The 22,611-nt window shown below is 41.0% G+C and carries 21 protein-coding genes; 8 read left to right on the top strand and 13 right to left on the bottom strand.

The annotated features are described in order from the left end of the window. Positions 1-104 precede the first annotated feature (104 nt). The gene (locus tag QJ048_RS04160) at positions 105-1,649 is read left to right on the top strand and encodes a helicase HerA-like domain-containing protein (RefSeq protein ID WP_282333068.1); all 1,545 of its coding nucleotides are present in this window, start codon (positions 105-107) and stop codon (positions 1,647-1,649) included. A gap of 143 nt (positions 1,650-1,792) precedes the next feature. Here the strand turns inward: QJ048_RS04160 and QJ048_RS04155 are convergent, their stop codons facing one another. Further along, positions 1,793-2,476 carry a zinc metallopeptidase gene (locus QJ048_RS04155; RefSeq protein WP_282333067.1) on the bottom strand — a complete coding sequence of 228 codons (684 nt, stop codon included), beginning with the start codon at positions 2,474-2,476 and terminating at the stop codon, positions 1,793-1,795. A gap of 637 nt (positions 2,477-3,113) precedes the next feature. Here QJ048_RS04155 and radA point away from each other — a divergent pair. The 6 genes from radA to QJ048_RS04125 all read left to right on the top strand — a co-directional run bounded on the left by radA (position 3,114) and on the right by QJ048_RS04125 (position 8,938). Continuing rightward, positions 3,114-4,490, top strand: coding sequence for a DNA repair protein RadA (gene radA / locus QJ048_RS04150; protein ID WP_282333066.1), 1,377 nt, complete (start codon positions 3,114-3,116; stop codon positions 4,488-4,490). 335 nt (positions 4,491-4,825) lie between these two features. Next, positions 4,826-5,284, top strand: coding sequence for a ComF family protein (locus QJ048_RS04145; RefSeq protein ID WP_282333065.1), 459 nt, complete (start codon positions 4,826-4,828; stop codon positions 5,282-5,284). A 190-nt stretch (positions 5,285-5,474) separates the two neighbouring features. Continuing rightward, positions 5,475-6,872, top strand: a complete 1,398-nt coding sequence (locus QJ048_RS04140; protein WP_282333064.1) for a choice-of-anchor Q domain-containing protein — start codon at positions 5,475-5,477, stop codon at positions 6,870-6,872. 240 nt (positions 6,873-7,112) lie between these two features. Continuing rightward, positions 7,113-7,628, top strand: coding sequence for a glutathione peroxidase (locus QJ048_RS04135; RefSeq protein WP_282333063.1), 516 nt, complete (start codon positions 7,113-7,115; stop codon positions 7,626-7,628). A 161-nt stretch (positions 7,629-7,789) separates the two neighbouring features. Beyond that, positions 7,790-8,422, top strand: a complete 633-nt coding sequence (gene yihA / locus QJ048_RS04130; RefSeq protein ID WP_282333062.1) for a ribosome biogenesis GTP-binding protein YihA/YsxC — start codon at positions 7,790-7,792, stop codon at positions 8,420-8,422. 81 nt (positions 8,423-8,503) lie between these two features. Continuing rightward, on the top strand, positions 8,504-8,938 hold the full coding sequence (locus QJ048_RS04125; protein WP_282333061.1) for a hypothetical protein: 435 nt from the start codon (positions 8,504-8,506) through the stop codon (positions 8,936-8,938). Between the two features lie 241 nt (positions 8,939-9,179). On the opposite strand, the gene QJ048_RS04120 is transcribed toward QJ048_RS04125, so the two are convergent. The 12 genes from QJ048_RS04120 to QJ048_RS04065 all read right to left on the bottom strand — a co-directional run bounded on the left by QJ048_RS04120 (position 9,180) and on the right by QJ048_RS04065 (position 21,164). Next, positions 9,180-9,653 carry a ribonuclease H-like YkuK family protein gene (locus tag QJ048_RS04120; protein ID WP_217790144.1) on the bottom strand — a complete coding sequence of 158 codons (474 nt, stop codon included), beginning with the start codon at positions 9,651-9,653 and terminating at the stop codon, positions 9,180-9,182. Positions 9,654-9,711: 58 nt separating this feature from the next. Beyond that, on the bottom strand, positions 9,712-11,310 hold the full coding sequence (locus QJ048_RS04115; RefSeq protein WP_282333060.1) for a T9SS type A sorting domain-containing protein: 1,599 nt from the start codon (positions 11,308-11,310) through the stop codon (positions 9,712-9,714). 108 nt (positions 11,311-11,418) lie between these two features. Continuing rightward, a complete protein-coding gene (locus tag QJ048_RS04110) occupies positions 11,419-11,895 on the bottom strand; it encodes a hypothetical protein (protein ID WP_282333059.1) in 477 nt (158 codons plus the stop codon). Between the two features lie 272 nt (positions 11,896-12,167). Further along, a complete protein-coding gene (locus QJ048_RS04105) occupies positions 12,168-12,530 on the bottom strand; it encodes a CoA-binding protein (RefSeq protein ID WP_282333058.1) in 363 nt (120 codons plus the stop codon). A 177-nt stretch (positions 12,531-12,707) separates the two neighbouring features. After that, positions 12,708-13,682 (bottom strand): TIGR01777 family oxidoreductase, encoded by a 975-nt coding sequence (locus tag QJ048_RS04100; protein ID WP_282333057.1) that lies wholly within the window; start codon positions 13,680-13,682, stop codon positions 12,708-12,710. Between the two features lie 129 nt (positions 13,683-13,811). After that, positions 13,812-14,318: a GbsR/MarR family transcriptional regulator gene (locus QJ048_RS04095; RefSeq protein ID WP_282333056.1), complete on the bottom strand. Its 507-nt coding sequence runs from the start codon at positions 14,316-14,318 to the stop codon at positions 13,812-13,814. Positions 14,319-14,443: 125 nt separating this feature from the next. Further along, positions 14,444-15,595, bottom strand: coding sequence for an NAD(P)/FAD-dependent oxidoreductase (locus QJ048_RS04090; protein ID WP_282333055.1), 1,152 nt, complete (start codon positions 15,593-15,595; stop codon positions 14,444-14,446). 17 nt (positions 15,596-15,612) lie between these two features. After that, positions 15,613-16,308 (bottom strand): methyltransferase domain-containing protein, encoded by a 696-nt coding sequence (locus QJ048_RS04085; RefSeq protein ID WP_282333054.1) that lies wholly within the window; start codon positions 16,306-16,308, stop codon positions 15,613-15,615. A 149-nt stretch (positions 16,309-16,457) separates the two neighbouring features. Next, positions 16,458-17,567 (bottom strand): type III polyketide synthase, encoded by a 1,110-nt coding sequence (locus tag QJ048_RS04080; protein WP_282333053.1) that lies wholly within the window; start codon positions 17,565-17,567, stop codon positions 16,458-16,460. Between the two features lie 3 nt (positions 17,568-17,570). Then, the gene (locus tag QJ048_RS04075) at positions 17,571-18,428 is read right to left on the bottom strand and encodes a UbiA family prenyltransferase (RefSeq protein WP_282333052.1); all 858 of its coding nucleotides are present in this window, start codon (positions 18,426-18,428) and stop codon (positions 17,571-17,573) included. A 245-nt stretch (positions 18,429-18,673) separates the two neighbouring features. Next, on the bottom strand, positions 18,674-19,384 hold the full coding sequence (pepE, locus tag QJ048_RS04070) for a dipeptidase PepE (protein ID WP_282333051.1): 711 nt from the start codon (positions 19,382-19,384) through the stop codon (positions 18,674-18,676). A gap of 88 nt (positions 19,385-19,472) precedes the next feature. Continuing rightward, entirely contained in the window at positions 19,473-21,164 is a 1,692-nt protein-coding gene (locus QJ048_RS04065; RefSeq protein ID WP_282333050.1) for a hypothetical protein, read from the bottom strand. 38 nt (positions 21,165-21,202) lie between these two features. Here QJ048_RS04065 and QJ048_RS04060 point away from each other — a divergent pair, with 38 nt between their 5' ends. After that, positions 21,203-22,546: a dihydroorotase gene (locus QJ048_RS04060; protein ID WP_282333049.1), complete on the top strand. Its 1,344-nt coding sequence runs from the start codon at positions 21,203-21,205 to the stop codon at positions 22,544-22,546. Positions 22,547-22,611 lie beyond the last annotated feature (65 nt).

Here is a 22,611-nt window from a genome sequence, read left to right as displayed (position 1 = left end):
CCGGTGCTGTTCGAATGATTTTTTTTCTCTCCACATATTTTGAAGCATTTTTCTTCCTACCTTTTCTTCAATTATTCTATAAATCATTTCTTCAATTATTTGTTATGGCAGACGCTTCTCAGTTTTTACAAGCGATAAAAGACGGTTATACTTTTAAGGGAGATGCTCCGAAAATTGGAGTGGCAATGCTGGATGGTGAAGTAGTGCAGGGTGCGGATATTTTTCTGCCGTTGCGAACAATGAACCGTCACGGATTGATCGCAGGTGCTACGGGTACGGGTAAAACCAAAACGCTGCAGGTGATCAGCGAAATGCTGAGCGACAATAGCGTACCTGTGTTGCTGATGGATATTAAAGGTGATCTTAGTGGTATTGCCGCAGCCGGTACAGAAAATGATAAACTAAAAGAGCGTTATCAAAAACTGGGGTTGGAATATAAGCCATCTGCTTATCCTGCGGAGTTATTGACGTTGAGCAATGAAAAAGGTGTTCGACTGAGAGCAACGGTGAGTGAGTTCGGCCCGGTCTTGTTAAGCAAGATATTGGATCTGAACGACACGCAGGGTGGCCTTGTAGCAATGATCTTTAAATATTGTGATGACAATAAATTGCCTTTGCTCGATCTGAAAGATTTTATCAAGGTGCTGCAATATGTAAGTGACGAGGGTAAAGCAGAATTGGAAAAAGCTTACGGAAAAGTTTCCACTACTTCAACAGGAACTATTTTGCGTAAAGTGGTGGAACTGCAACAACAAGGCGCAGACACATTTTTTGGGGAAATAAGTTTTGATGTAAATGATCTAATGCACATCAGCGATGATGGCCGCGGTATGATAAGCATATTGCGTGTAACGGATCTGCAGGATCGTCCGAAACTATTTTCAACGTTCATGTTACAAATGCTTGCTGAGTTGTATGCAAGCTGCCCGGAGGAAGGCGATATAGATAAGCCGAAGCTGGTAATCTTTATAGACGAGGCACACCTCATCTTCCAGGAGGCAAGCGATGCTTTGCTGCAACAAATAGAAACCATCATCAAGCTGATCCGTTCAAAAGGCGTTGGTATATTTTTCTGTACACAGAATCCAATGGACGTACCTGCTTCTATCCTTGGTCAGCTCGGTTTAAAAGTGCAGCATGCTTTGCGGGCATTTACTGCCGCCGATAGAAAAGTGATCAAGCAAACCGCAGAGAACTATCCAGAAACGAAATTTTATAAAACCGATGAATTGCTCACACAGCTGGGTATAGGCGAAGCGCTGGTAACAATGTTAAATGAAAAAGGTATTCCTACACCGCTTGCACAGGTAATGCTGTGCGCTCCCCGTAGCCGTATGGATGTGCTTACGTCAGGAGAAATCGACAACATAGTAAACCAATCTAAGCTGGTCAAAAAATACAACCAGACCATAGACTCTCAAAGCGCCTACGAAATTTTAACAGCCAAGCTCGATGAAGCAGAAGAAAAGAGCAAAACAACTCCTGCTCCGGGAAAGAAAGCTGCGCCACAAGAGAAATCAATGATAGAAGAAGTGCTCGATAATCCCATCACCAAACAGGTCGGCAGAACAGCTGCCAGTATCATTACCAGGAGTTTGCTTGGTGCGCTGGGCCTGGGCGGAAAGAGCAGCAAAAAGAGTTGGTTTTAGGGAGTTGAAAATTGAAAGTTGAAAGTTGTTTTGGTGCAGTTTCACGATAATTGCCTTAACCATGTTCGTTCTGGTAAGGTGCTCCAATAAAAAATTGAAAGTTGAACGCTGAACTCATTTTCAACTTTCAATTTTCAATTGAATTACCGATTCCTATTCTGGTAAACCAAAATATACTGTATCAAAGTCACCAGCGAAGCAAGAGCTGCAATTACGTAAGTCATCGCTGCCCATTTTAGGGCATCTTTTGCTTTTGGGTATTCCGTTTGATTGGTTACGTTAGTTCGGTTGAGCCAGGCAAGTGCTCTTCTGCTGGCGTCAAACTCCACAGGAAGGGTAACAAGCGAAAACAAGGTCGTCATTGCAAAAAGGACGATCCCGGCCAGCAAAAGCTGCGGAAACCGGTTAATTAGGATAATTCCCGCCAAAAGTACCCATTGAACCAGCGTTGAGCTTACCTGAACAGCCGGAACCAGTTTTGACCGCAGACCCAGCCAGGCATAGCCTGCTGCGTGTTGTACAGCATGACCACATTCATGGGCCGCAACCGCCGCCGCCGATACATTTGTCCCATTATACACGTCCGGGCTCAGATTTACGGTTTTATTAGCTGGATTATAGTGATCTGACAGGAATCCGTTCACAGAAACGACCTGAACGTCATATATTCCATTTTCTTTAAGCATCTTTTCTGCCACTTCTTTACCGGATAATCCACTTGCAAGAGGAATTTTACTATAGGATGCGAACTTGCTCTTCAACACTAAGGAAATCAGCATACTAAGACCCACAAAAAGGAGCGAAACGAACATGATAGAAGGTGTCATTTTCTCTTGATTTTTAATGAATGAATGATCAATAAGACTGCCATTTTTAAGGCTCTGCAGTTTGGTGACTTTTTGTCATGTTTTGATCGTCCTCTAGCCAATTTTGGCAAAGACGTGGTTCCGGATAAATTTTGACATAATTTTAATTAATTGTAAATCAATTTCTTATAATGAAAAACAAGGCTTTCAAAATCCTAAAAGTTATACACAGGGTTAAAAAATAATTTTGTTATGTGGCGCTAATTTGTAATTTAGTGCAAGAATTTAATGGGTTAGTAAGTAAGGGGTCAGCAGTTTTGCTGGCCCTTTTACTTTGTATAAAGTCAAGTTTTATTCTTCGCAATTTCTCCTCTTCAAAAACAAAGTTTCTCTTCTTGAGTTTATGATTTCCTGAAAAATTTTTCTTTAAAAACAATTCATTCGTTCAATGAAAACTTTTTTCATCGTAATCATGAAGTGTTAATTTGAAAATATGGGAATTTGAAAATTCCTTTTGACATGCGTTTCATTTTTCAAATTACTGCTTCAGCTATCCGGGGAACAAATAATAAATTCAAAAGGATGCATTCAAAGCATTTTCAATCTTTCAAATCCTCAATTTTTCAAATTGTTCAGTTCACTCATTTATCTTTATTCCATGAGCAAAACGAAATCCGCTTTTTTTTGTCAAAGTTGTGGATATGAAAGTGCAAAGTGGTTGGGTAAATGTCCTTCCTGCCAACAATGGAACACTTTCGTAGAAGAGTTGGTACAAAAAGACAAAGGGAAGAACAGCAACGATGATTGGAAATCTTATAATGGCGAAAGAAAAAACAAAACAATCTCGCTTAACGATATAACCAGCAGCGAGGAAAAAAGAATTGTCACCACAGACGGCGAGCTCAACAGGGTGCTGGGTGGAGGTATAGTGATGGGAAGCATTGTATTGGTGGCGGGTGAGCCTGGCATTGGTAAGTCGACCCTGTTTCTGCAGAATGGTTTGCATATGAAAGGTGTTTCCATTTTATATGTAAGCGGTGAAGAGAGCGAGCAGCAAATTAAGATGCGAGCCGACAGATTAAAGGCCAGCAATGAAGATTTTTATTTGCTTACCGAGACATCTACGCAGATCATTTTCCAGGAAATAAAAAAACTACGTCCGCAGCTGATCATCATTGATTCTATACAAACACTACATACACCATTCATTGAATCATCTGCGGGAAGTGTTTCTCAGATCAGGGAAACAGCGGCAGAGCTGCAGCGATTTGCCAAGGAAACAAATACTCCGGTTTTCTTAATTGGTCACATCACTAAAGATGGCAGCATTGCCGGGCCAAAAATTTTGGAGCACATGGTAGATACTGTGTTGCAGTTTGAAGGAGATCGTCATTATGCATATCGTATTTTACGCACCTTGAAAAACCGCTTCGGCAGTACGGCAGAGTTAGGTATTTATGAAATGACGGGAAGCGGCATGCGTGGTGTAAGCAACCCGAGTGAAATTCTTATCACACAGAAAGAAGAGAATCTAAGTGGCACAGCCATCTCAGCAACAATTGAAGGTTTAAGGCCATTATTAATAGAGATTCAGGCATTGGTAACTCAATCTGTTTATGGCACCCCGCAAAGAACCACGAGTGGCATGGATCTGCGAAGGTTGCAGCTCTTGTTGGCAGTGCTGGAGAAGAGGGGTGGTTTTCATTTTGGTGTAAAGGACGTGTTCCTTAATATTGCAGGTGGTTTAAAAGTAGAAGATCCGGCCATTGACCTCGCCGTATTGTGTGCCTTGTTAAGTTCTTATGAAGATGTTCCATTGCCCATGAACATTTGTTTTGCCGGTGAGGTAGGATTGAGCGGTGAAATAAGAGCTGTGAACAGAATAGAGCAACGCATTGCAGAAGCAGAAAAAATGGGGTTTGAAAAAATAATCCTTTCCCGTTATAACCAAAAGGGCGGTAGTAACCTGAAGACAAATATTGAAGTAGTAGCGGTAGGAAGAGTGGAGGAGGTTTACAATTTACTATTTGCATAAATACGATTTGAAATTTGAGATTTGAAATTGGCGACAACGTCACTTAGTTTGAGTGCCCAAATTTCAAATCTCAGATTTCAATTCTCAAATCATTCATCTTGCTAAAACAAGCCTTATCATCCTTTTCACATCTATTCTTTCCTCACGTTTGTGTGGGTTGTGGAAACGATATTGCGGGAGAGCAGATCGTTTGCATGCAATGCGAACTACAAATGCCGTTCACTAATTTTTGTCTTCAGCAGGACAATGCAGTGGAGAAAAGATTCTGGGGGAGATTGCCAATACACGCAGCCGCCAGCACATTTTATTTTACTAAGGGCTCGCAGTTGCAAAACATGTTACACGCATTAAAGTATAAAGGAAATAAAGAGATTGGATATTTTTTAGGAAGGCAAATGGCGGTGCAAATAAAAGACTGTGATAGGTTTAGAGGTATTGATGCGCTTGTGCCCCTGCCTTTATTTGCCAGCCGTGAAAAGAAACGTGGATACAATCAGGCGACTGTTTTATGTGAAGCGATCAGCGATGTGCTTCAAATTCCAGTGATTGAAAATGCAGTAAAACGTCTTTCGGCCACGGAAACACAAACGCACAAAAGCCGGGAAGAAAGATGGGAAAATATGGAAGGGAAATTTTTTCTCGAAGAGGCGGCGTTATTGATGCATAAAAACATTTTGTTGGTGGATGATGTAATTACGACCGGCGCAACTCTTGAGGCATGTGGTATTGAGTTACTGAAGGCTGAAGGAGCGCAGTTAAGTATTTTAAGTTTGGCCTTTGCCGTGGATGAGTAGAGATAATTAGGAATTAAGAATTAAGAATGCTTTGTGTGTGGCACGTCAATAAAACACAGAGATCAAAATAGTTAGGCTTTTGGGTCTTATTAAGAGTAAGCAATATTGAACATGGAGAATTCTTAATTCCTAATTCTTAATTTGTTTCAAAAGGCGTGTATCGTTTATTCTTTAATTATTAATTGGATTCATGAACAAATCATTTCTCATAATCATTACTTCTTTTGTATTTGCAATGTTTGCTTGCAAAAAGGATTCTTTTATAACAAGCTCCGAAGCGACTATAATATTAAGTAGCGACTCTTTATATTTTGACACCGTTTTTACCTCTGCCGGTTCCGTAACACAAGGGATAAAGATCATCAACAACAACGACCAGAAATTAAAACTCACCACGGTTAGTCTCGCCGGCGGTCTTGCTTCTCCATTTAAAATAAACATTGATGGTGCTGCGGTTCCGCAAATGAATGACATTGAAATTGAAGCGAAAGACAGCATTTATGTTTTTGTTATTGCATCGATCAATCCTACGGCAAATAACTTACCGTTTATTGTAGAGGATAGCATTTTGCTAAGTTATAATGGTAACAGGAAATACGTGAAGTTGAGTGCATGGGGACAAAACGCCCATTTCCTTAAAAATAAAATTATTGATGCCAACACAACATGGACGAACGATCTTCCGTATGTAATACTCGGCGGATTGCAGGTAAAGCAAAATGCAACGTTAAGCATTACAAAAGGTTGCCGCATATATGCACATGCCGACGCGCCGATACTCATCGACGGCACATTAAAAGTGACCGGCGAAAAATATGACAGCATGAGAGTTGTATTTGCAGGCGACAGGTTGGATGATCCCTATCGCGATTATCCAGGAAGCTGGCCCGGCATTTATTTTAGACAAACCAGCGCAAACAATACCCTGCAATATGCTGCTATAAAGAATGCTTACCAGGGATTGATTATGCAGCAGCCAAATAATAGTGCCACGCCGAATGTATCGCTCGATCAATGTATTATTGATAACATTTCCGATGCGGGCATTATTGCTACAAAAAGCTCTTTGACTGCAAATAATTGCCTGATAAGCAATTGCGGAAAAAATGTGTTTGTGCAATATGGCGGTGATTATAAATTCACACATTGCACCATCGCATCCATTTCGAATAGTTATGTGCCGCACCTGAGTGCAGACGTTTGGCTAAGCGATGCGTATTCACCAAGCGGAAGCACCCAAACGGGAGCCTTAACTGCTTCGTTTGTAAACTGTATTATCTGGAGCGAAGGCGGCAGTATGACTGATGAGGTAATAGTTACGAAACAGGGCAGCAATCCGTTTGCTGTGAATTTTACCAGTTGTCTCTGGAAAGTTACCACAACACCTGCAAACGTAACTGCCACCAATGTATTTAATCAACCGCCTGCATTTGACAGCATCAATGCGTCGAAACATTTCTATAACTTTAGGCTGAAAGATATTTCCCCTGCTATTAACAAAGGCGTACCCACAACTTTGGCCTATGATTTGGACGGAAATCCAAGGAGTATAAATGCTCCGGATCTTGGTTCTTATGAACGCCAGTAGAAAGATGTTAAGTCGAAACTTAGAAGGAAAAAGTCAAAAACTTTCAGTGGAGGCTTGCTCATGTTTGTTTAAGAACCTGAGCGGCAATATTTATTTGATGCTGATATCTGCAAGTTAACAGTTAGTTAGTGCGACGGTGTTTGCAGCTTTTTGAATTTTCCTGCCCGTCTGGTCACGCGGGGATTTTTTACTTTTTACTTAAAATAGAATTTTGTAAACCATTTTTTAAAAAATACATGTATGCTTAAAACTTTGTTATTGGCAGTAATACTTACAACTGCAATCGGTATTTACGATTTTAAAGTTCCTGCGCTGGATGGCAATGGCACAATAGATCTTGCGGCTTATAAAGGAAAAAAAATTCTGATTGTAAATACTGCATCTAAATGCGGCTACACTCCTCAGTATGACGAGCTCGAAAAATTGTACGAAAAATACAAAGACAAAATGGTGATCATCGGCTTCCCTGCAAACAACTTTGGGCAGCAGGAACCAGGCACCAATACTGAGATACAGGAATTTTGCAAAAAGAATTATGGTGTAAGTTTTCCTATGGCAGAAAAAATTTCTGTGAAAGGTGACGACATTCATCCTTTGTATAAATACCTGACAGAAGAAGCAAAAAAACTTGGCATCGAAGATCCTGTTAAATGGAACTTCACCAAATTCCTTATCGATGAAAAGGGAAAACTGGTGACGGTGTTTCCGAGTAAAGTGAAACCGATGAGCGAGGAGATAACGAAATACCTGAATTAATAATTAATAATTAAGAATTAATTGGGCGCCATTCTTGACTGAATGGCGCTTCGTTTTTAGGGAGACTTTGTGTTTCCTAAAAATGGGCAGATACATTTTCGCAAGCAGTTTGCCCTATTAATTATTCTTTATTAATTATTAATTATTAATTATCCTTGCATATGCTTATTAAAACTGCCAGTTACCTCATATCTAGTCCCGATTACGAGAAATGTCCTGCACCGGACAGACCGGAGTATGCGTTTATCGGGCGAAGCAACGTGGGCAAATCTTCGCTCATCAATATGCTTTGCAATAATCAGAAGCTGGCAAAAACATCCGGATCACCCGGGAAAACCCAAATGATCAACCACTTTAACGTACTTAGTGTTAAAAACGAATGGGACAAAAAACCGGCACCATGGTACATTGTGGATCTGCCGGGATATGGCTTCGCAAAAGTTTCGCAAAGCAGCCGCCGCAGATGGGAGCAAATGATTGAAAATTATCTTCGCAAAAGAGAAAACCTGGCAAACGTTTTTGTGTTGATCGACAGTCGCCACAGTCCGCAAAAAATTGATCTTGAATTTTTACAACAACTGGCAAAATGGGATGTTCCCTTCTCTCTGATATTTACAAAATCAGATAAAGAAACGCAGGCAATTGTCGCCAAAAATGTAAAAGACTTTTTGAACAAAATGCGCGAAACCTGGCAGTTTTTGCCACAACACTTTGTAAGCAGTTCTGTAAAAACCCATGGCCGCGATAAGATTCTTACTTACATCGGAGAGGTAAACGAAAGATTTTACGAATAGCCGCTTTTTTTCCTAAAAAGTGCATTTGGGATAAACTTTTGATGAGTTTGCTTGTTTCAGAATATTGAAAAACTCTACGTTATGAAACAACAACTCCTCGTGCTTTTATTCTTATTTAATGTATCCCTTGTTTTTGCGCAGTCCCCAACCTATGAAAAAGATTCAAAAGATGTGGCAAAAGCCGCAAAAGACAGAGCTATAAAGAATGGATACAAAGCACTGATAAATTTCAACGCTACCAACGGAGCCTCCTTCTACATCTATCCCAGCAAGAGTTACCTGATTCTTTACATTTACGATATCTCTCCAAATGTGACTACTGATTTTAATGCACACATAATGAGTCCCGACACGGCGATCGAAAAAAAATACACCGCTATTCCAGAAGATATTTTAGTGCATGGTTCCGCGAAAGTTGCAGCAACACGCTTTCAGACTCCCGCTTTCAAGGAGAGCAAATTACCGGTGAAGATCAATGCAAGCCCGAAGGCGAAAATTTATATTTATTATAAGTAGGGAAGACAATTAGGAATTAAGAATTAAGAATGCCTTCTGTGCGACTCACAGATAAAATATTAAGACCAAACTGTTGGTCTTTTTTTGACTTTGCAATTATGGGCAATGCAACACCCGAAGAATTCTTAATTCTTAATTGCCAATTCTTAATTAATTTAGAAAGTATAGGGGAGATAAAGCCTTGAGCTGTGCGTAACACAACTTTAGAGGAGTGCGAAATTGTAGAGGGAGTGTGTCGGTATTAGTTCACCACTTTATTCGCACAACTGCTGCTGGCAAAGGCTTCCGGCTTGGCTTTAAAGGCAAAGCCCATGCCCAATATGTAACCCATCGCTTCTTTTAAAGCATCATTGCTTTTAAAATGCGGATTGGTGTTAATATCAGCATGAACTTCCATGTCAACATCGTACACCGTGAAGAGATCGCAAAGTTCGTAGGCAATTTCAATGCTCTTCGCAACTTCTACCAGCATACGCTCTTTAATACTGAATTTCTGTTTTGTTTTATCGTTGTGAATGAACATAAAACCTCCGTGTCCTTCACGCAAAAAAACAATAACAGTGGCAAATTCAGTTTCGATTCCCTTTACTTGTGAATCTGTACCGATGCACACTTTTAATCTAAACCCACGTTCAACTTCACGCTTGATGGCCGTTTCCACAGCCTGCGTTATGGGCAGCTCAATAGTGTCACCATTAAACTTTCTCCAAATCATAAAAAATGAGTTTTCCGAATTTACCGAAAAACTCATTGCATAACAAAAAGTTATTATGTTATTGTTTGATTAATTTCTCGCTGTGCTGGGATGTTCCATCGTTCCAGGTGAAAAATAGCATACCCGTAGCTGTTGCCGGCAACTGAATATTTGTGGTTCCTGTAGTTGTTATGCCCTTTGCCAGTACGCGACCGGACAGGTCAACAACCTGATAGTTATAAGCCTTGCTGCTGGTAACTTTCAGGGAAGAAGTTATTATGTTTGACCATATTTTCAGGCCATCGTTGTTGCCGGCTTGTTTGATACTCACAACATTGGAGTAGTAAGTCTTCTGTTCGTTGGCAGTGATAGCCTTGATTCTGTACATCAAAGTGCCATCAGTTAATGGTTTATAAGAGAACGATCTCGCACTTGTTGCAAGCGCCGTGAGTTCTGTAAAAATTGCGCCATCTGCAGAGCTTTCCATAGCTAAGAAACTTACCCGTTCGTCAGCTTCGTATGCCCATGTAAATTGGTGGATGCCATTATTGTTACTGCCCTTCAGTTGCAAATTATGCAAAGGCAAAGTAGCCAGGGACGATTTTGCGATTAATGTGTAGTAGCCAAGGCTTCCGTATTCTGAGTGATTTACATTGCTTACACCGTCAACAACGAGATAGTAAGCGCCGGCATCTAATGTGGTATCGATACCTGCATTCAGTAACAGTGATGGGTTATATCTGTTAAGAGTATCACCCTTCGCATTAAGTAAAGCAACTTTGATATCAATATTTGCCCCTTCATCGTTTGCTCCTACGTTTTGCGGAACAGCGGTAAGATTAAAGCTGTTTCTTTTTAGAAAGGTTACTTTAAAAACATCAACATCGGTCGCAGAGTTGATAAGGCCCGAAGCTGTAAAACCAGCATCTGGTGTGCTAATAACAGTACTTTTGGACATAGTGTTGCCAACATCATCGGTTCTGTAACCGAAGTTGTTGGTTGTTCCTGAGATGATATCCAGATCGCTCTGTATCATAAGAGCTCCCTGTGTGCTGGTTCCGTAATGCCAGGTCGTTTGATTCTTGTAGTATCCTACACCCATAATAGGCGCCCATCCGATTTCACCGGTACCCTGACCGCCATTGTATTCAGACAGTTTGTTTCCGTTTGCATCATAGGTGCTTTGATGTTGTAAGCCAAGTGTATGGCCGATTTCATGCGAAGCAGATTCGGCTACATACTTTGGTACATTGTTCAGGAGCTGATTGAAAACAAACGATGGCGTTCCATTTCCCCAGGTAAAAGATCCTACAAAAGATACACCGCCTGCCGAACCATACCACGCACTGGTTGGAGTAAATATCACTCTTATACGCTGTGCCAACGGAGCCTTTGCGTAGACTGTGGAGTCTGTGGTGATGTTGAGATTGAAAGGGCGGTAGTCTTCAGAAATGCGATTGAAGATTTCCGTGATCTGATCATTTGCAAGACCGGATGGTTGCGCATCGATTGGGCCATCCCAGTTCCAGCTGGTGCCTGTAACGTATTGGCCGTCAAAGTCAAGATAAACAGTCGCTTTCGCAGATGGGTAGCTGTTCAGTATAGGAATCTGCGCATTTAATTTTGGTGCATACATGCCAATGACGGCTATGCATAGAATACGTAACAGGACTTTCATAAACATCGGATATTCGGATAAACATTCTGGTTTTCAAAGAGGGTACGGATTAAACCCTAACGGAACTATCAATTTGGTTCCCTCTCTTTTGGAGAGGACAAAGTAAAATTATTCAGGCAGCGGACAATCTGCGATTACTAATGAATGCTGCTGCTTTTTAAAAAAGTAATGGCCATTTTCATTTACCAGCAGCAATACATCACCGGACGTGCGGCTATGGATGATGCCTGTATATGAGATGGTGCCATCTTCCTGTTTAATTCGTGAAAGCGTAAGAAGCGCATTGCCATAGTTTGTGCAACGCACATTGATCGTTTCTACTTGCGGATCTGGCTGGGATTTTTCAAGAACCTCGCCTGCAATGGAAAGATCAGTGTCGATGTTTAAGATGATTTGTCTGCCTTTGTTGTAGCTAAAGGATTTGTCAATAACCGACAGGGGACAATTTGTTTTCGCCTGTAAATTTTTAAACAGTAAAGGCTGTGACGGAGTGGCATTATCAGCAACTTTATGCTGCTGGGAAAAACCATTTAGTGAAAGGGTTAGACATAACACTATACCCCCGTTGATAAGCACGGCTTTCATGGAATTGAATTTTTGGATTTTAAACGATCTCTAAAGGGTACGGTGACTTGCCCGAAGGCAATGATTACTTATTTCAAACGGTGGTTTCTGGGGAATATTGTTTTAGTGGGGAAAAAAATTAGGAATAGTAGCACGCCGATGACGCTGATTGGACTGATCTGCGCAGATTTTTCCGATATCCAACGTCAGCTTGTTTGCATACCAACCAGTTATTCAGTTTATTTTAAAAAATCAGCGTAAATCCATTCAATCAGCGTCATCTGCGTGCTCGCTCAGTATTGGCCTGTACTCAGCAAAACCAGGGTACACGCTTCCTGCGTTTTAATGTTGTTTTCCTCGGCCAGCTTTTCCAACTCCATATTTTCTGCGCCGGGGTTAAAAATAATGCGCTTAGGCTTTAACGACAATATATAATCGTAGTACTCCTTTTGATGTGTTTCGTTTAAGTAAAGTGTAACAGTGTCAACATCGTCAAAATCTTTTTTCTCTTTTGTAACGTCTATCCCCGCCACACTTGTATCTCTGCGACCAATTGCCACCACCGGATGCCCGTGCTGTTTCAGGCTGTTGATAGCGAGATTGCTATAACGCGCCGGATTATCTGATGCTCCCAATACTAATGTCTTCTTTTTCATACCATAAATTTATTAAAAATTCAGGCCTTGTGGGTGTTAAGTAAAAAGTAAAAAGGGAAAATTCAAAAGCTGGCGGATGCATTATCTGGAAAGTCTTTTTCTTTCGCCGCCGCTGTGCCGCTATTCGACATGTTAGCGAAGCGCATGTCGAATAGCGCCTCACAGGGACTTTGAATCTCAGAACCAGTGATACATTTTCCTTGGCACGCTCTGCACAATATTCTCCAATGCAGGTTTCAATTCTGCATACTTGAATTCAAAGCCACTTTCAAGCATTTTTGCGGGAACCACCCAACGACTTTTTAAAATCAATTCTGTTTCTGTGCCGATGAGTTTTGCGCCAATGCGAAGCATCCATTTGAAAGCAGGCAGCCCGATTACGTGTCCGCTCACTTTGCGAAGTGTTTGCATGAATTCGTTATTGCGAACCGGAAACGGAGAGCTGATGTTATAGGTGCCATTCATTTCGGGGTGATTGCAGATCCAATCGATGGATCGACAAACGTCTTCAATATGCACCCAGCTGTACATTTGGTTGCCGTTTCCCTGGCGACCGCCAAGACCGAATTTTAAAAGATTAAAGTAAGGAATCATTACGCCGCCATCGCCGAGTGTGATCGCCATGCGGAGTGCCACTTTGCGGGTTTGAGGAGTTTTTTCTTCGTAAAAAGTTTTCTCCCAAAGTTTGCAAACCTGCACCGAGAAATCATTGTGATGCTCACCGGTGTACTCATCCTGCGGCCTGTCTTCGGCGTGTCGGTAAATGGTGGCAGAGGCTGCATTGATCCAGAGTGTAGGGGAGTTGTGAATGGTGCGGATCGCTTCGCCTATCGCTTTTGTCGCGTCGGTACGGCTATCAAAAATTTCCTTTTTATTTTTTTTGTTGTAGCGGCAATTAACAGATTTGCCGGCAAGATTGATCACAACATCTGCATTCATAAATGAAAGTGCCCACGTGCCAAGGTTCTTACCATCCCATTTTACATACTCAATGTTTGGATGATAAATAAGTGAAGATTGATAAGCATTATTTTGCGGATCTGGTAATTGTCTTGTAAGAATGACAATTTGATTGTTTTCGCAAAAATATTTCGCCAACCGCTGACCAATAAATCCTGTTCCGACTGCGACAATTATCTTTCTGTTTTTCATGTCTGTATGTTTTGAACTTTCAGAAAAAAATGAAATATTAATTGGTTAAAAAAGCTGTGATTAAACAGCCTATGTAAGTCAAAAGGAAAAAGTAAAAAATAGTTTGCGAGACTGCCCTGATTTTGACCTTTACTTAAACAGCTTCAGCATCGTACTCAGAAACCAGCTCTCTTCGCTTTTTATCATTGTGTCCAGCGTTCTGTCTGCCTGCTCGCCAAACTTTTTAATACCATTGATCGTATCGATAAATGCTTTTGTCTCTTTATCTTTTTTATCGCCTTCTATAGTTGATAGTTGATTGATCAGTTTCAGCATAGGATCGAGCTCACGTTTCTTTCTCTCTTTTATAATTTGCGTTGCTACTTTCCAGATATCCTTTTCAGCAGAAAAATATTCTTTGCGTTCACCGGGAACAATCACGCGGTCCACAAGACCCCAATCGATCAGCTCACGAATATTCATGTTTGCATTACCGCGGCTCACAGAGAGTTGTTCCATCACATCATCTTGCGTTAAGGGATCAGGGCTAACAAGCAACAATGCATGCACCTGCGCCATAGTACGATTAATGCCCCAATGCGTGCCAAAGGCCCCCCACGATGCGATGAATTGTTGTTTCGCTTCAGAAAGTTTCATAAAGTAAAGATAAAGTATACTTTCTGAATTTTCAAAAATAAATGAAAGTTTGTTTAGGGAAATATTGCTTAATGCTCAACATGGAACGCCCAACGCAAAAGGCTGCACAAAAAGCATTAAGCCAGTTAATACGGTTCGCCATGCGTTTGTCTGATCAAATATGCAATCAATTTTGGAAACGGCTTGATGGTCTTAATGAAAACATTCGTCATCCATTCCTTGCCAAACATGCCTTGTATAAGGCGTCCTGTTTGAAGTCGACCTGAAAACTGTTTGTTCCACGCACCGATGTATTGCTTCTCCATGTGGTCGCGGCTTATTTTACCCTGCAAAAACTGATCGATACATTGAAATGCAATTTTACTTCCGTGCAGTGCCATGCTCATGCCGTTGCCGCATAATGGCGTGATCATTCCGCATGCATCGCCCGCCATCAAAATGTGATTTTCAATAAGTGATTTCTTTTCAAAAGAAATTTGAGAAATGGTCACCGGTGAAGAAAATAGAAATTTAGAAGTAGTGAAAATCTGCTTCAGGTAAGGATTTTCGAATAAGATATTCCGTTCGAGTTTCTCAAATGAATTATCATTCTCCTTCAAATTTGCCGCAGTGGTTAAATAACACAAACAGTACTTGTTGCCTTCTACCCGAGACATGCCGCAATAGCCATTTTTGAAATTGTGTAACGCAATGGTATCGCCAGGAAAATTCGTTTCAATATGATACTTGATGCCAATGTAATTATTGAGTTTATTGGGCTTTTGTCGAATGAACGAACGTTTCCATTTTACATCAAGATTACTGCGTTTGCCAAACGAACCAACTGCCATTTGACACAGTATTGCTTCATTATTGTATTTCACGCAAAAGCCTCCGTTTTCAAAAACAATATCCGTCACCTTTGCATTTTCCAGTAGAAGCACACCTGCATCTCTTGCAATTTTCGTCAGTTCGAAATCGATTGTATAACGGCTGATGCCAAAGCCTCCTAATGGCAATGATTCCTCAATACTGCTTCCATCGGGAGAAGTGACGATCAGTTTTTTTATTATCGGGAGATTCATTTCCTTCAAACGTAAACCGAGCAATTCCAGGAACGGCCAGCTTTCCAGGCTTATGTATTCTCCGCACACGCGATGAAAAGGATAAGTTTCTTTTTCAAATAAAATGACCTTGTACCCGGCTCTTGCCGCCTGTATAGAGAGCGACAAACCCGCAAGCCCGCCACCAATGACAGCAATATCGTAAGAGGTACTATTTGTTTGATTGGTTTCCACAGACTTCAGTTTTCATGTCAACGTTTTACAATTATCAGCCAGCGAAATGCCCATTTCCATTTGATGGAATGCTTATGAATAGAGGCGTCTGACAGTATTGTATTCAATTCACTTTTCGAGAAGCCACGCAATACAGAAAGCGGTGCATCATTTTTCACAAGATACGATCGCGAAAAAATAGCCGTGAGTATTTTTATAGAATAATAGGCCAACCTGTTGCGATGCAGGTCGTTTATAAAAAAGCCAAGGGAGCTGTTGGCATGCATCCATTGAAACATTTTTTGCAATTGCTCTTCAGAAAAGTGATGGCAGAAAAGAGAGGAAAAAATGATGTGCGGTTTTTGATCAAACATCACTTTCGCATAATCAGATGTTATCCATTCGCAGGATATTGATGGATTTCGTTCCCGCGCATATGAAATACAATGAGCGTTAATGTCTATGCCTATAAAAAATGCCGCAACATTATTTTTCTCACACCATTTGTTTATTGCACAAAGATTATCTCCGCCGCCACAACCAATTTCACAGATGATAACCTTTTCAAGTTTTTGTGTTTGTAACAGTTCTTTTATTCCCGAGAGAGTAATGCCATGACCTCCCAACCAGGTATTGATAACATCTAGCTCCTGCATATTGCGTTTGATATCGTTGAAAGGTATATCATCACGGTCGAGGAATTCCTGGGTATATGAGCGTTGCGAAAATTTCATCATTTTGATATTAACAAAGAACACCCGCCTGAATGACTAGTCGGGCAGGCAGATTGTCATGATTTTTGATGATTTGAAATTTAAGATTTAAGATTTGAAATGTGAGGAATTCTTCAATATCAAATATCAAATCAAAAGATCTTGACTTATCATGAAAATTTGCGTTCTCTCTCTAACAACATTGTTTCCATAGTGAGCCCGGGCCCGAAGGCGGCACCGAATATTTTGCAATCATCGTGAGCTTTACATCTTTTCTTCATAATTTCTTTCAACACAAACAGAATGGTTGGTGAAGACATATTGCCATATTCTTTCAAAACACTATAACTATCCTGTAAAGCATTTTCCTGCAGGTCAAGACTTTTGTGAATCGCTTCCAAAATGCGTTTGCCGCCGGGATGTATGCACCATTCGTTTATCTGGGCTTTTGAAGAGTTATAATGTTTCATTGCGCGACTTACAAGTGAATTAAAATCTTCTTCAATTAATTCAGGCACGTAGCCACTCAACGTCATTAAAAAACCTTTGGAAGAAAGTTCCCAGCTCATGTCGTTCTTTCCTTTTGACAAAACCTCTGAATAAAAGCCATCAATCAGAAGGCCTTCCTCCTCGTAGCTGTTTCCCGTAACCATTACCGCCGCAGCGCCATCGGCAAATAACAAACTGGCGGCTATATTATCAGGATCAGACTCCCGTTGAAAGTGGAGTGTACACAGCTCCGTGCATACAATCATCACTTTTGCCCGCTCATCTGCAAGACAAATGCAGTTAGCAAGTTTCAACGCATGAATAGCTGCATAGCAGCCCATGAAATTGACCGAAGTGCGAAATATATTATTAGGCAGCTCAAGTAGTTCCATCACCTGCAGGTCAAGACCCGGGGCACTCATGCCTGTACAGCTAACGGTAATAAGATGGGTAATATCGTTTTTATCCAACGATGTTTCTTCGAGACAATTCCTGATAGCATTTACAGATAATTCCGGAGCAAATTTGTTGAACCATTGCATACGAATTTCAAGCGAAGGAAACGGTTCCAGGTTTTCCGATTGTGGATAGAACTGCCAATCAGATACTGACCTGCTATAATCCGGAATAACCGAATAGCGGCTGTCGATGCTGCTGTGATGATATAAAAACTTAAGTTTTCGGTTTCCTACGGCATCAAGTGCATACACGCATTGCATGAACTGTAGAATGTCTTCCTGGCTGTGCTTGAATGGCGGAACCGCCGTTGCTATGTTTATTATTTTACTCAATCGTTATCTTAAAAATAGAAGCGTTATGAAGTAAATACAAGTACAGCCCGATGCAATGATATTCATTTGCAGGCTGTTTTTAAAATCTGCTTTTTGAGGGTTTTTCCAAACGGCATTCATCCACCATAAAAAATAAACAAGAACCGGTGTCATAATTGCAAGAAACAGATACAGGATCTTGTCGTTTCTATGTATATACGATAAATACCAGATGCAGGTTGCTGCAAGTGAAAATATAATGCTGCAAAAAATGAATGTTCCTCGTTTACCCAATAACATGCTTATGGTTTTCACTCCGTCCTTTTCATCTTCTTCAAACTGGTAAATTTGAGTGAGGGGGTAATAGCCTCCAATTAAAAAAGTAGAAGCCAGCATACACACCAACGGAATATTCAAAGATCTTTCAACGCTGCAACCATAATATACCAAAGCAAAAATGAAACCGCCCTGGAAGACAATAACCGTTAAATAACCAATTAGAGGATATTTTTTGAGTCTTATGCCACGATAGCTATATGCTCTTGAAGCCAATATGTATAACAACAAACCAATGCCAAAAGTTAGGTCGATAACAATTATTCCGGCAATGATGGCGATAGTATCCATAATTACCGTAAGGTGGAACAACTCTTTGGTGGGCATCATAGGTTTGGAAAGACCGCCAATGGCAGATTCGTCTTTATCCATGTAGGAATTATATCCATTACTCGACGGATAAACCAATACATGCAGTATAATAAAAACAAAAAAAGTATGCCAAAGATTTACCTGCGCCACCTGGCTAACGGCAAACAAAAAAACGGGCAATAAAAAAATGGAAAAATGAAACCTTAGCAGTTGTATGGTTGACTTTTGGAGCATGGTTTAACTAAAATAAGGAAAACGTGTTGCACTTGCTAAATGCTTAATTATCGGTAGCGTCATTGCGAGGCCCGCGGAGAAAGAATACCGGCACTACGACAACAAGATCGAACAGCAGCAAGTGGCCGAAGCAATCCCCTTACGCATGAGATTGCTTCGCCTCGTCTCCGAAATGTAAACTTTCACTACTGGTTCGATCTTCACGCTCCGCCGGTCTCGCAATGAACGCGGTGCCGCGGTGAGCTTTATCCTAGCAAAAAATCAAAATCATCACTCGCCTCTAATTCTTTTATTTCCTGCCCATATTTGAACAGCCTTAGGGATCGGTTTCCAACCAAGGAGAGGCTTTCGTTTTCTACCAAAAACATACAGCCTTCACGAAGCCCCGTTACATAAATCTGTTTGTTTGCCTCAATATATTCCAGCAAGCGTTGTTCGCGGGTTTCACCGGCATGATGCTCGGGATGCGCATCTAAATAATGAGGGTTGATTTGGAAAGGAATAAGGTTTAAGGCATTAAAACTTTGCGGTTGTACAATCGGCATATCATTCGTTGTACAAATGGTAGGTGCAGCAATGTTGCTTCCGGCACTCCAGCCAACATAAGGCGTCCCGTTTAAAACTTTTTCACGGATAGCATCGATCAGGTTGAGGTCCTGCAATGTTTTTAATAAATGAAAAGTATTTCCCCCGCCGGTTACAATTGCCTGAGCATTGTTTATTGCATGCAAGGGATCAGCAGCTTTATGAATGGATTTTACAGTTACGTTAAACTCAGAAAAGCGTTCCTGCACCCTGCTTTCATAATCGTCATAAGAAAAAGTGACAGCGGCAAACGGAATAAAAACAACTTCGGTTACATTGCTTTTTTGCAAAAAGTCTGCGATGTATTGTTTTGGGTATTCGAGATATTTCTCTCCGGCATTGGTGGAGTTACTAAGCAGTAGAAGACGCATATGTAATGGATGTTAAATAAAAAATCAAAAGTAAAAAGTAAAAAGCTTTGTTGCAGGATCACCGCGCTTTTTTACTTTTTACTTGATATTAATAATCGTATTCCCTTCTAAACATATTCAAACGCAGGCCCAGTGTAAACATCGTGCTATTGTTATTGTAGCTTGGATAACTTGGAACACTCAGTTTTCTGTACATAAAACTTCCGTCAATTAATAAGTTTTCCAGCACTTCATAGCCAACCCACAACGAACCATTCACACCTGTTCCTTTTGCTCCGCTGCCAATATTAAATCCAAAATCTCCCGGACGTGTGTTGTAATCTTTGAAAACATTTCCGCCATAGTTAGTGCCAGCCGAATCCAGCCCCTGTCTCCACGCGATAAGCTTGGCTTGTATCTGTAGTTTCTTAAAAGGCTGGTAGCGGATGATGCCAATGCCTTCCAGGAAATTGGCCCCAAACGGATGTGCCAAAGGTTGGTTATAGTGTGTCCAGTTGGCCACCGAATCGTAGTGAGAATAAGTGTAAGGACGAACGGCATTAACTTCACCCTGTATGTCAAGATTCTTAATTCCAAACGCATCAATATATTTCATGCCCGCCTGGATGCCATATTTGTTGCCCCACCAGCCGTCCTGGTCCTTTACATGGCTCAACACAAACTCATCCAGCATGATTTGAGAGTAGAATTGTAGTCTTTTGGCCACATTTGCCTTAAGATCAATACCTATCATTGAGTTGTCTGCGCTGCCATTGTTCGACTCCGCCGGACGCAGGAAGATGATTGGATTCAGGTAGGCAAGTTCAACGCTGTTTGTGCGGCCATACACCACATTATCAAAAAGGCCCACATTCAGCCATTTTGTAACATTCATACTCAAGCGATGTATAGTAGAATACTTTTTGTCGACCACGGTATTGCCTGCATTCATGTCCTTATCCTGTGGCACAAGCTCGTTGACGAGCATCTCGTAATCAAGCTTCCATATTCTGGTGCTCAATTTCAGGAAAAGATAGTTGTTGGAAAAGTCGCTCAGGAAAAGACTTCTGTACCCATTTCCATAAAAGTTCTTATCGAAACCAAATTGTACGTTTATGTATTTGGTAACATTGAAGTAAATGGAGCCGCGTCCGTCAAAATAGTCGTAAGCGGTTGTTTTAAACGGTTTGTAGAAGCCCGCTCCCGGTACGGCATGAAAACTGTCAACCCATTTTTGCACAAAACCCGGAGTGCGTTCCTGGTTATCCGTAAGGTAAAAGTCGAATCCAATCTTTTTAGCGATCAAACCGCGGCCACTAACCCCACGTGTGTTAAGGAAAAGACTTTCGCTGTTATTTTTTTCTTTTGAAACTTGAAACTGCAGAACAGGATTTACCGCAAGAAAGAAATCTTTTGAATCAACCTGGAAAAAGTTTGCCTTCGTTTTATAGATCGTGTTCCAGATTGGATGTTTGCTGTTGTAAACAGATTTGTCTCCGCTTACCCATTCAATATTATTGGCGAAAAAGCTTTGAAGATTGGCCCTGTCGACATCAGATAATTTTAAATTGTCATTCATCGAGTCGTTTTTCAACAAAAGTTCGGCTCTTTCCACTAGCATTTTTCTGTTTTGCGGTTTCACAAAAGAGAAGTTGAGCACTGAATCTTTTTGGGCCTTAATTTCCAGCCTGTCTAGCATTTGCTGGTATTTTGTTTGCTGAGGGAGCAAGCTTGACTGGGCGAACGCAATCGACGGGCTAATAATTATCGCAGCCCTAAAAAGTGTTTTTATAAATTGCATGCTGGTACGATTATAATAAATATTTATTTTTTTAAAATATGCAAAAATTCCTGATTAAAAATATTACTATCGTTAATGACGGTAAATCTTTGCCTGGGGATGTATTGATCGACAATGGCCGGATAGAAAAAATAGGAAGCAATATTAATACCAACGGCTCGGTTACGGAAATAAACGGAGAAAATAAATTTCTATTGCCCGGCGTAATTGATGACCAGGTGCACTTTCGCGAGCCCGGTTTAACGCATAAGGCTAACATTTATACTGAGTCGAAGGCGGCGGTTGCCGGTGGTGTAACGTCGTTTATGGAAATGCCCAATACCATTCCCAACACATTAACGCAGGAATTACTAGAAGAAAAATATACGATCGGGGCAAATACATCCCTGGCCAATTACTCATTCTTTATGGGTACGGGCAATGACAACAGCGATGAAGTTTTGAAAACAAACGACAAGCGAAAAGATGTTTGTGGCATAAAGATTTTTATGGGCTCTTCTACCGGAAATATGCTGGTGGACAATTACCTCACGCTCGATAAAATTTTCAGCGAAAGCGAAGTATTGATCGCCACGCATTGTGAAAACGAAAGAATCATTCGCGAAAACCTCGAACGCGTTAAGGCCGAAAATCGCCCGCTCACAGCCGCTGATCACCCGATTATAAGAGATGATATAAACTGTTTTGAATCTTCATTTGCAGCAGTTCAGCTGGCAAAGAAGCACAATACGCGCCTACACATCCTGCACATAAGCACTGCAAAAGAATTGCAGTTGTTTACTAATATGATCCCTTTAAAAGATAAAAGGATCACAACCGAAGTGTGTGTGCATCACCTGCATTTTACAAGCGATGATTACGCCCGCTTGGGAAATCTTATTAAATGCAATCCTGCCATTAAAGCGCCATTCAACAAAGAAGCTCTCTGGGATGCGATGCTCGATGACAGGTTGGATATTATTGCCACCGACCACGCCCCACACACGTGGGCCGAGAAAGACGAACCTTACGAAAAGGCACATGCGGGGCTACCACTAGTGCAGCATTCTCTTTCTTTAATGTTGCATTATGTAAAACAGGGAAAAATTTCTATTGAAAAAGTTGTAGAAAAAATGAGCCACGCAGTAGCAGAATGTTTTCAAATTGAGAATAGAGGCTATATCCGTGAAGGTTATTTCGCCGACCTCGTTATCGTGGACATGAACGCTCCCACTACTGTAAACAAATCAAACATTCTTTACAAATGTGGCTGGAGCCCGCTGGAAGACTTCACTTTCCCCGCCTCTATCACACATACTTTTGTAAATGGCAACCTCGTGTATGGAAATGGTGTGTGGGATGAATCTAATAAGGGAATGAGATTGAGGTTTGACAGAGACTGATCGAATAACTGAATGACTAAATAACTGAGTGGTTGAATTTGTGAATCAATTTAAGTAATTCGACT

Source organism: Pinibacter soli (assembly GCF_029961145.1).
GTDB lineage: Bacteria > Bacteroidota > Bacteroidia > Chitinophagales > Chitinophagaceae > Pinibacter > Pinibacter soli.
This window is presented reverse-complemented; position numbering and strand designations above follow the sequence as displayed.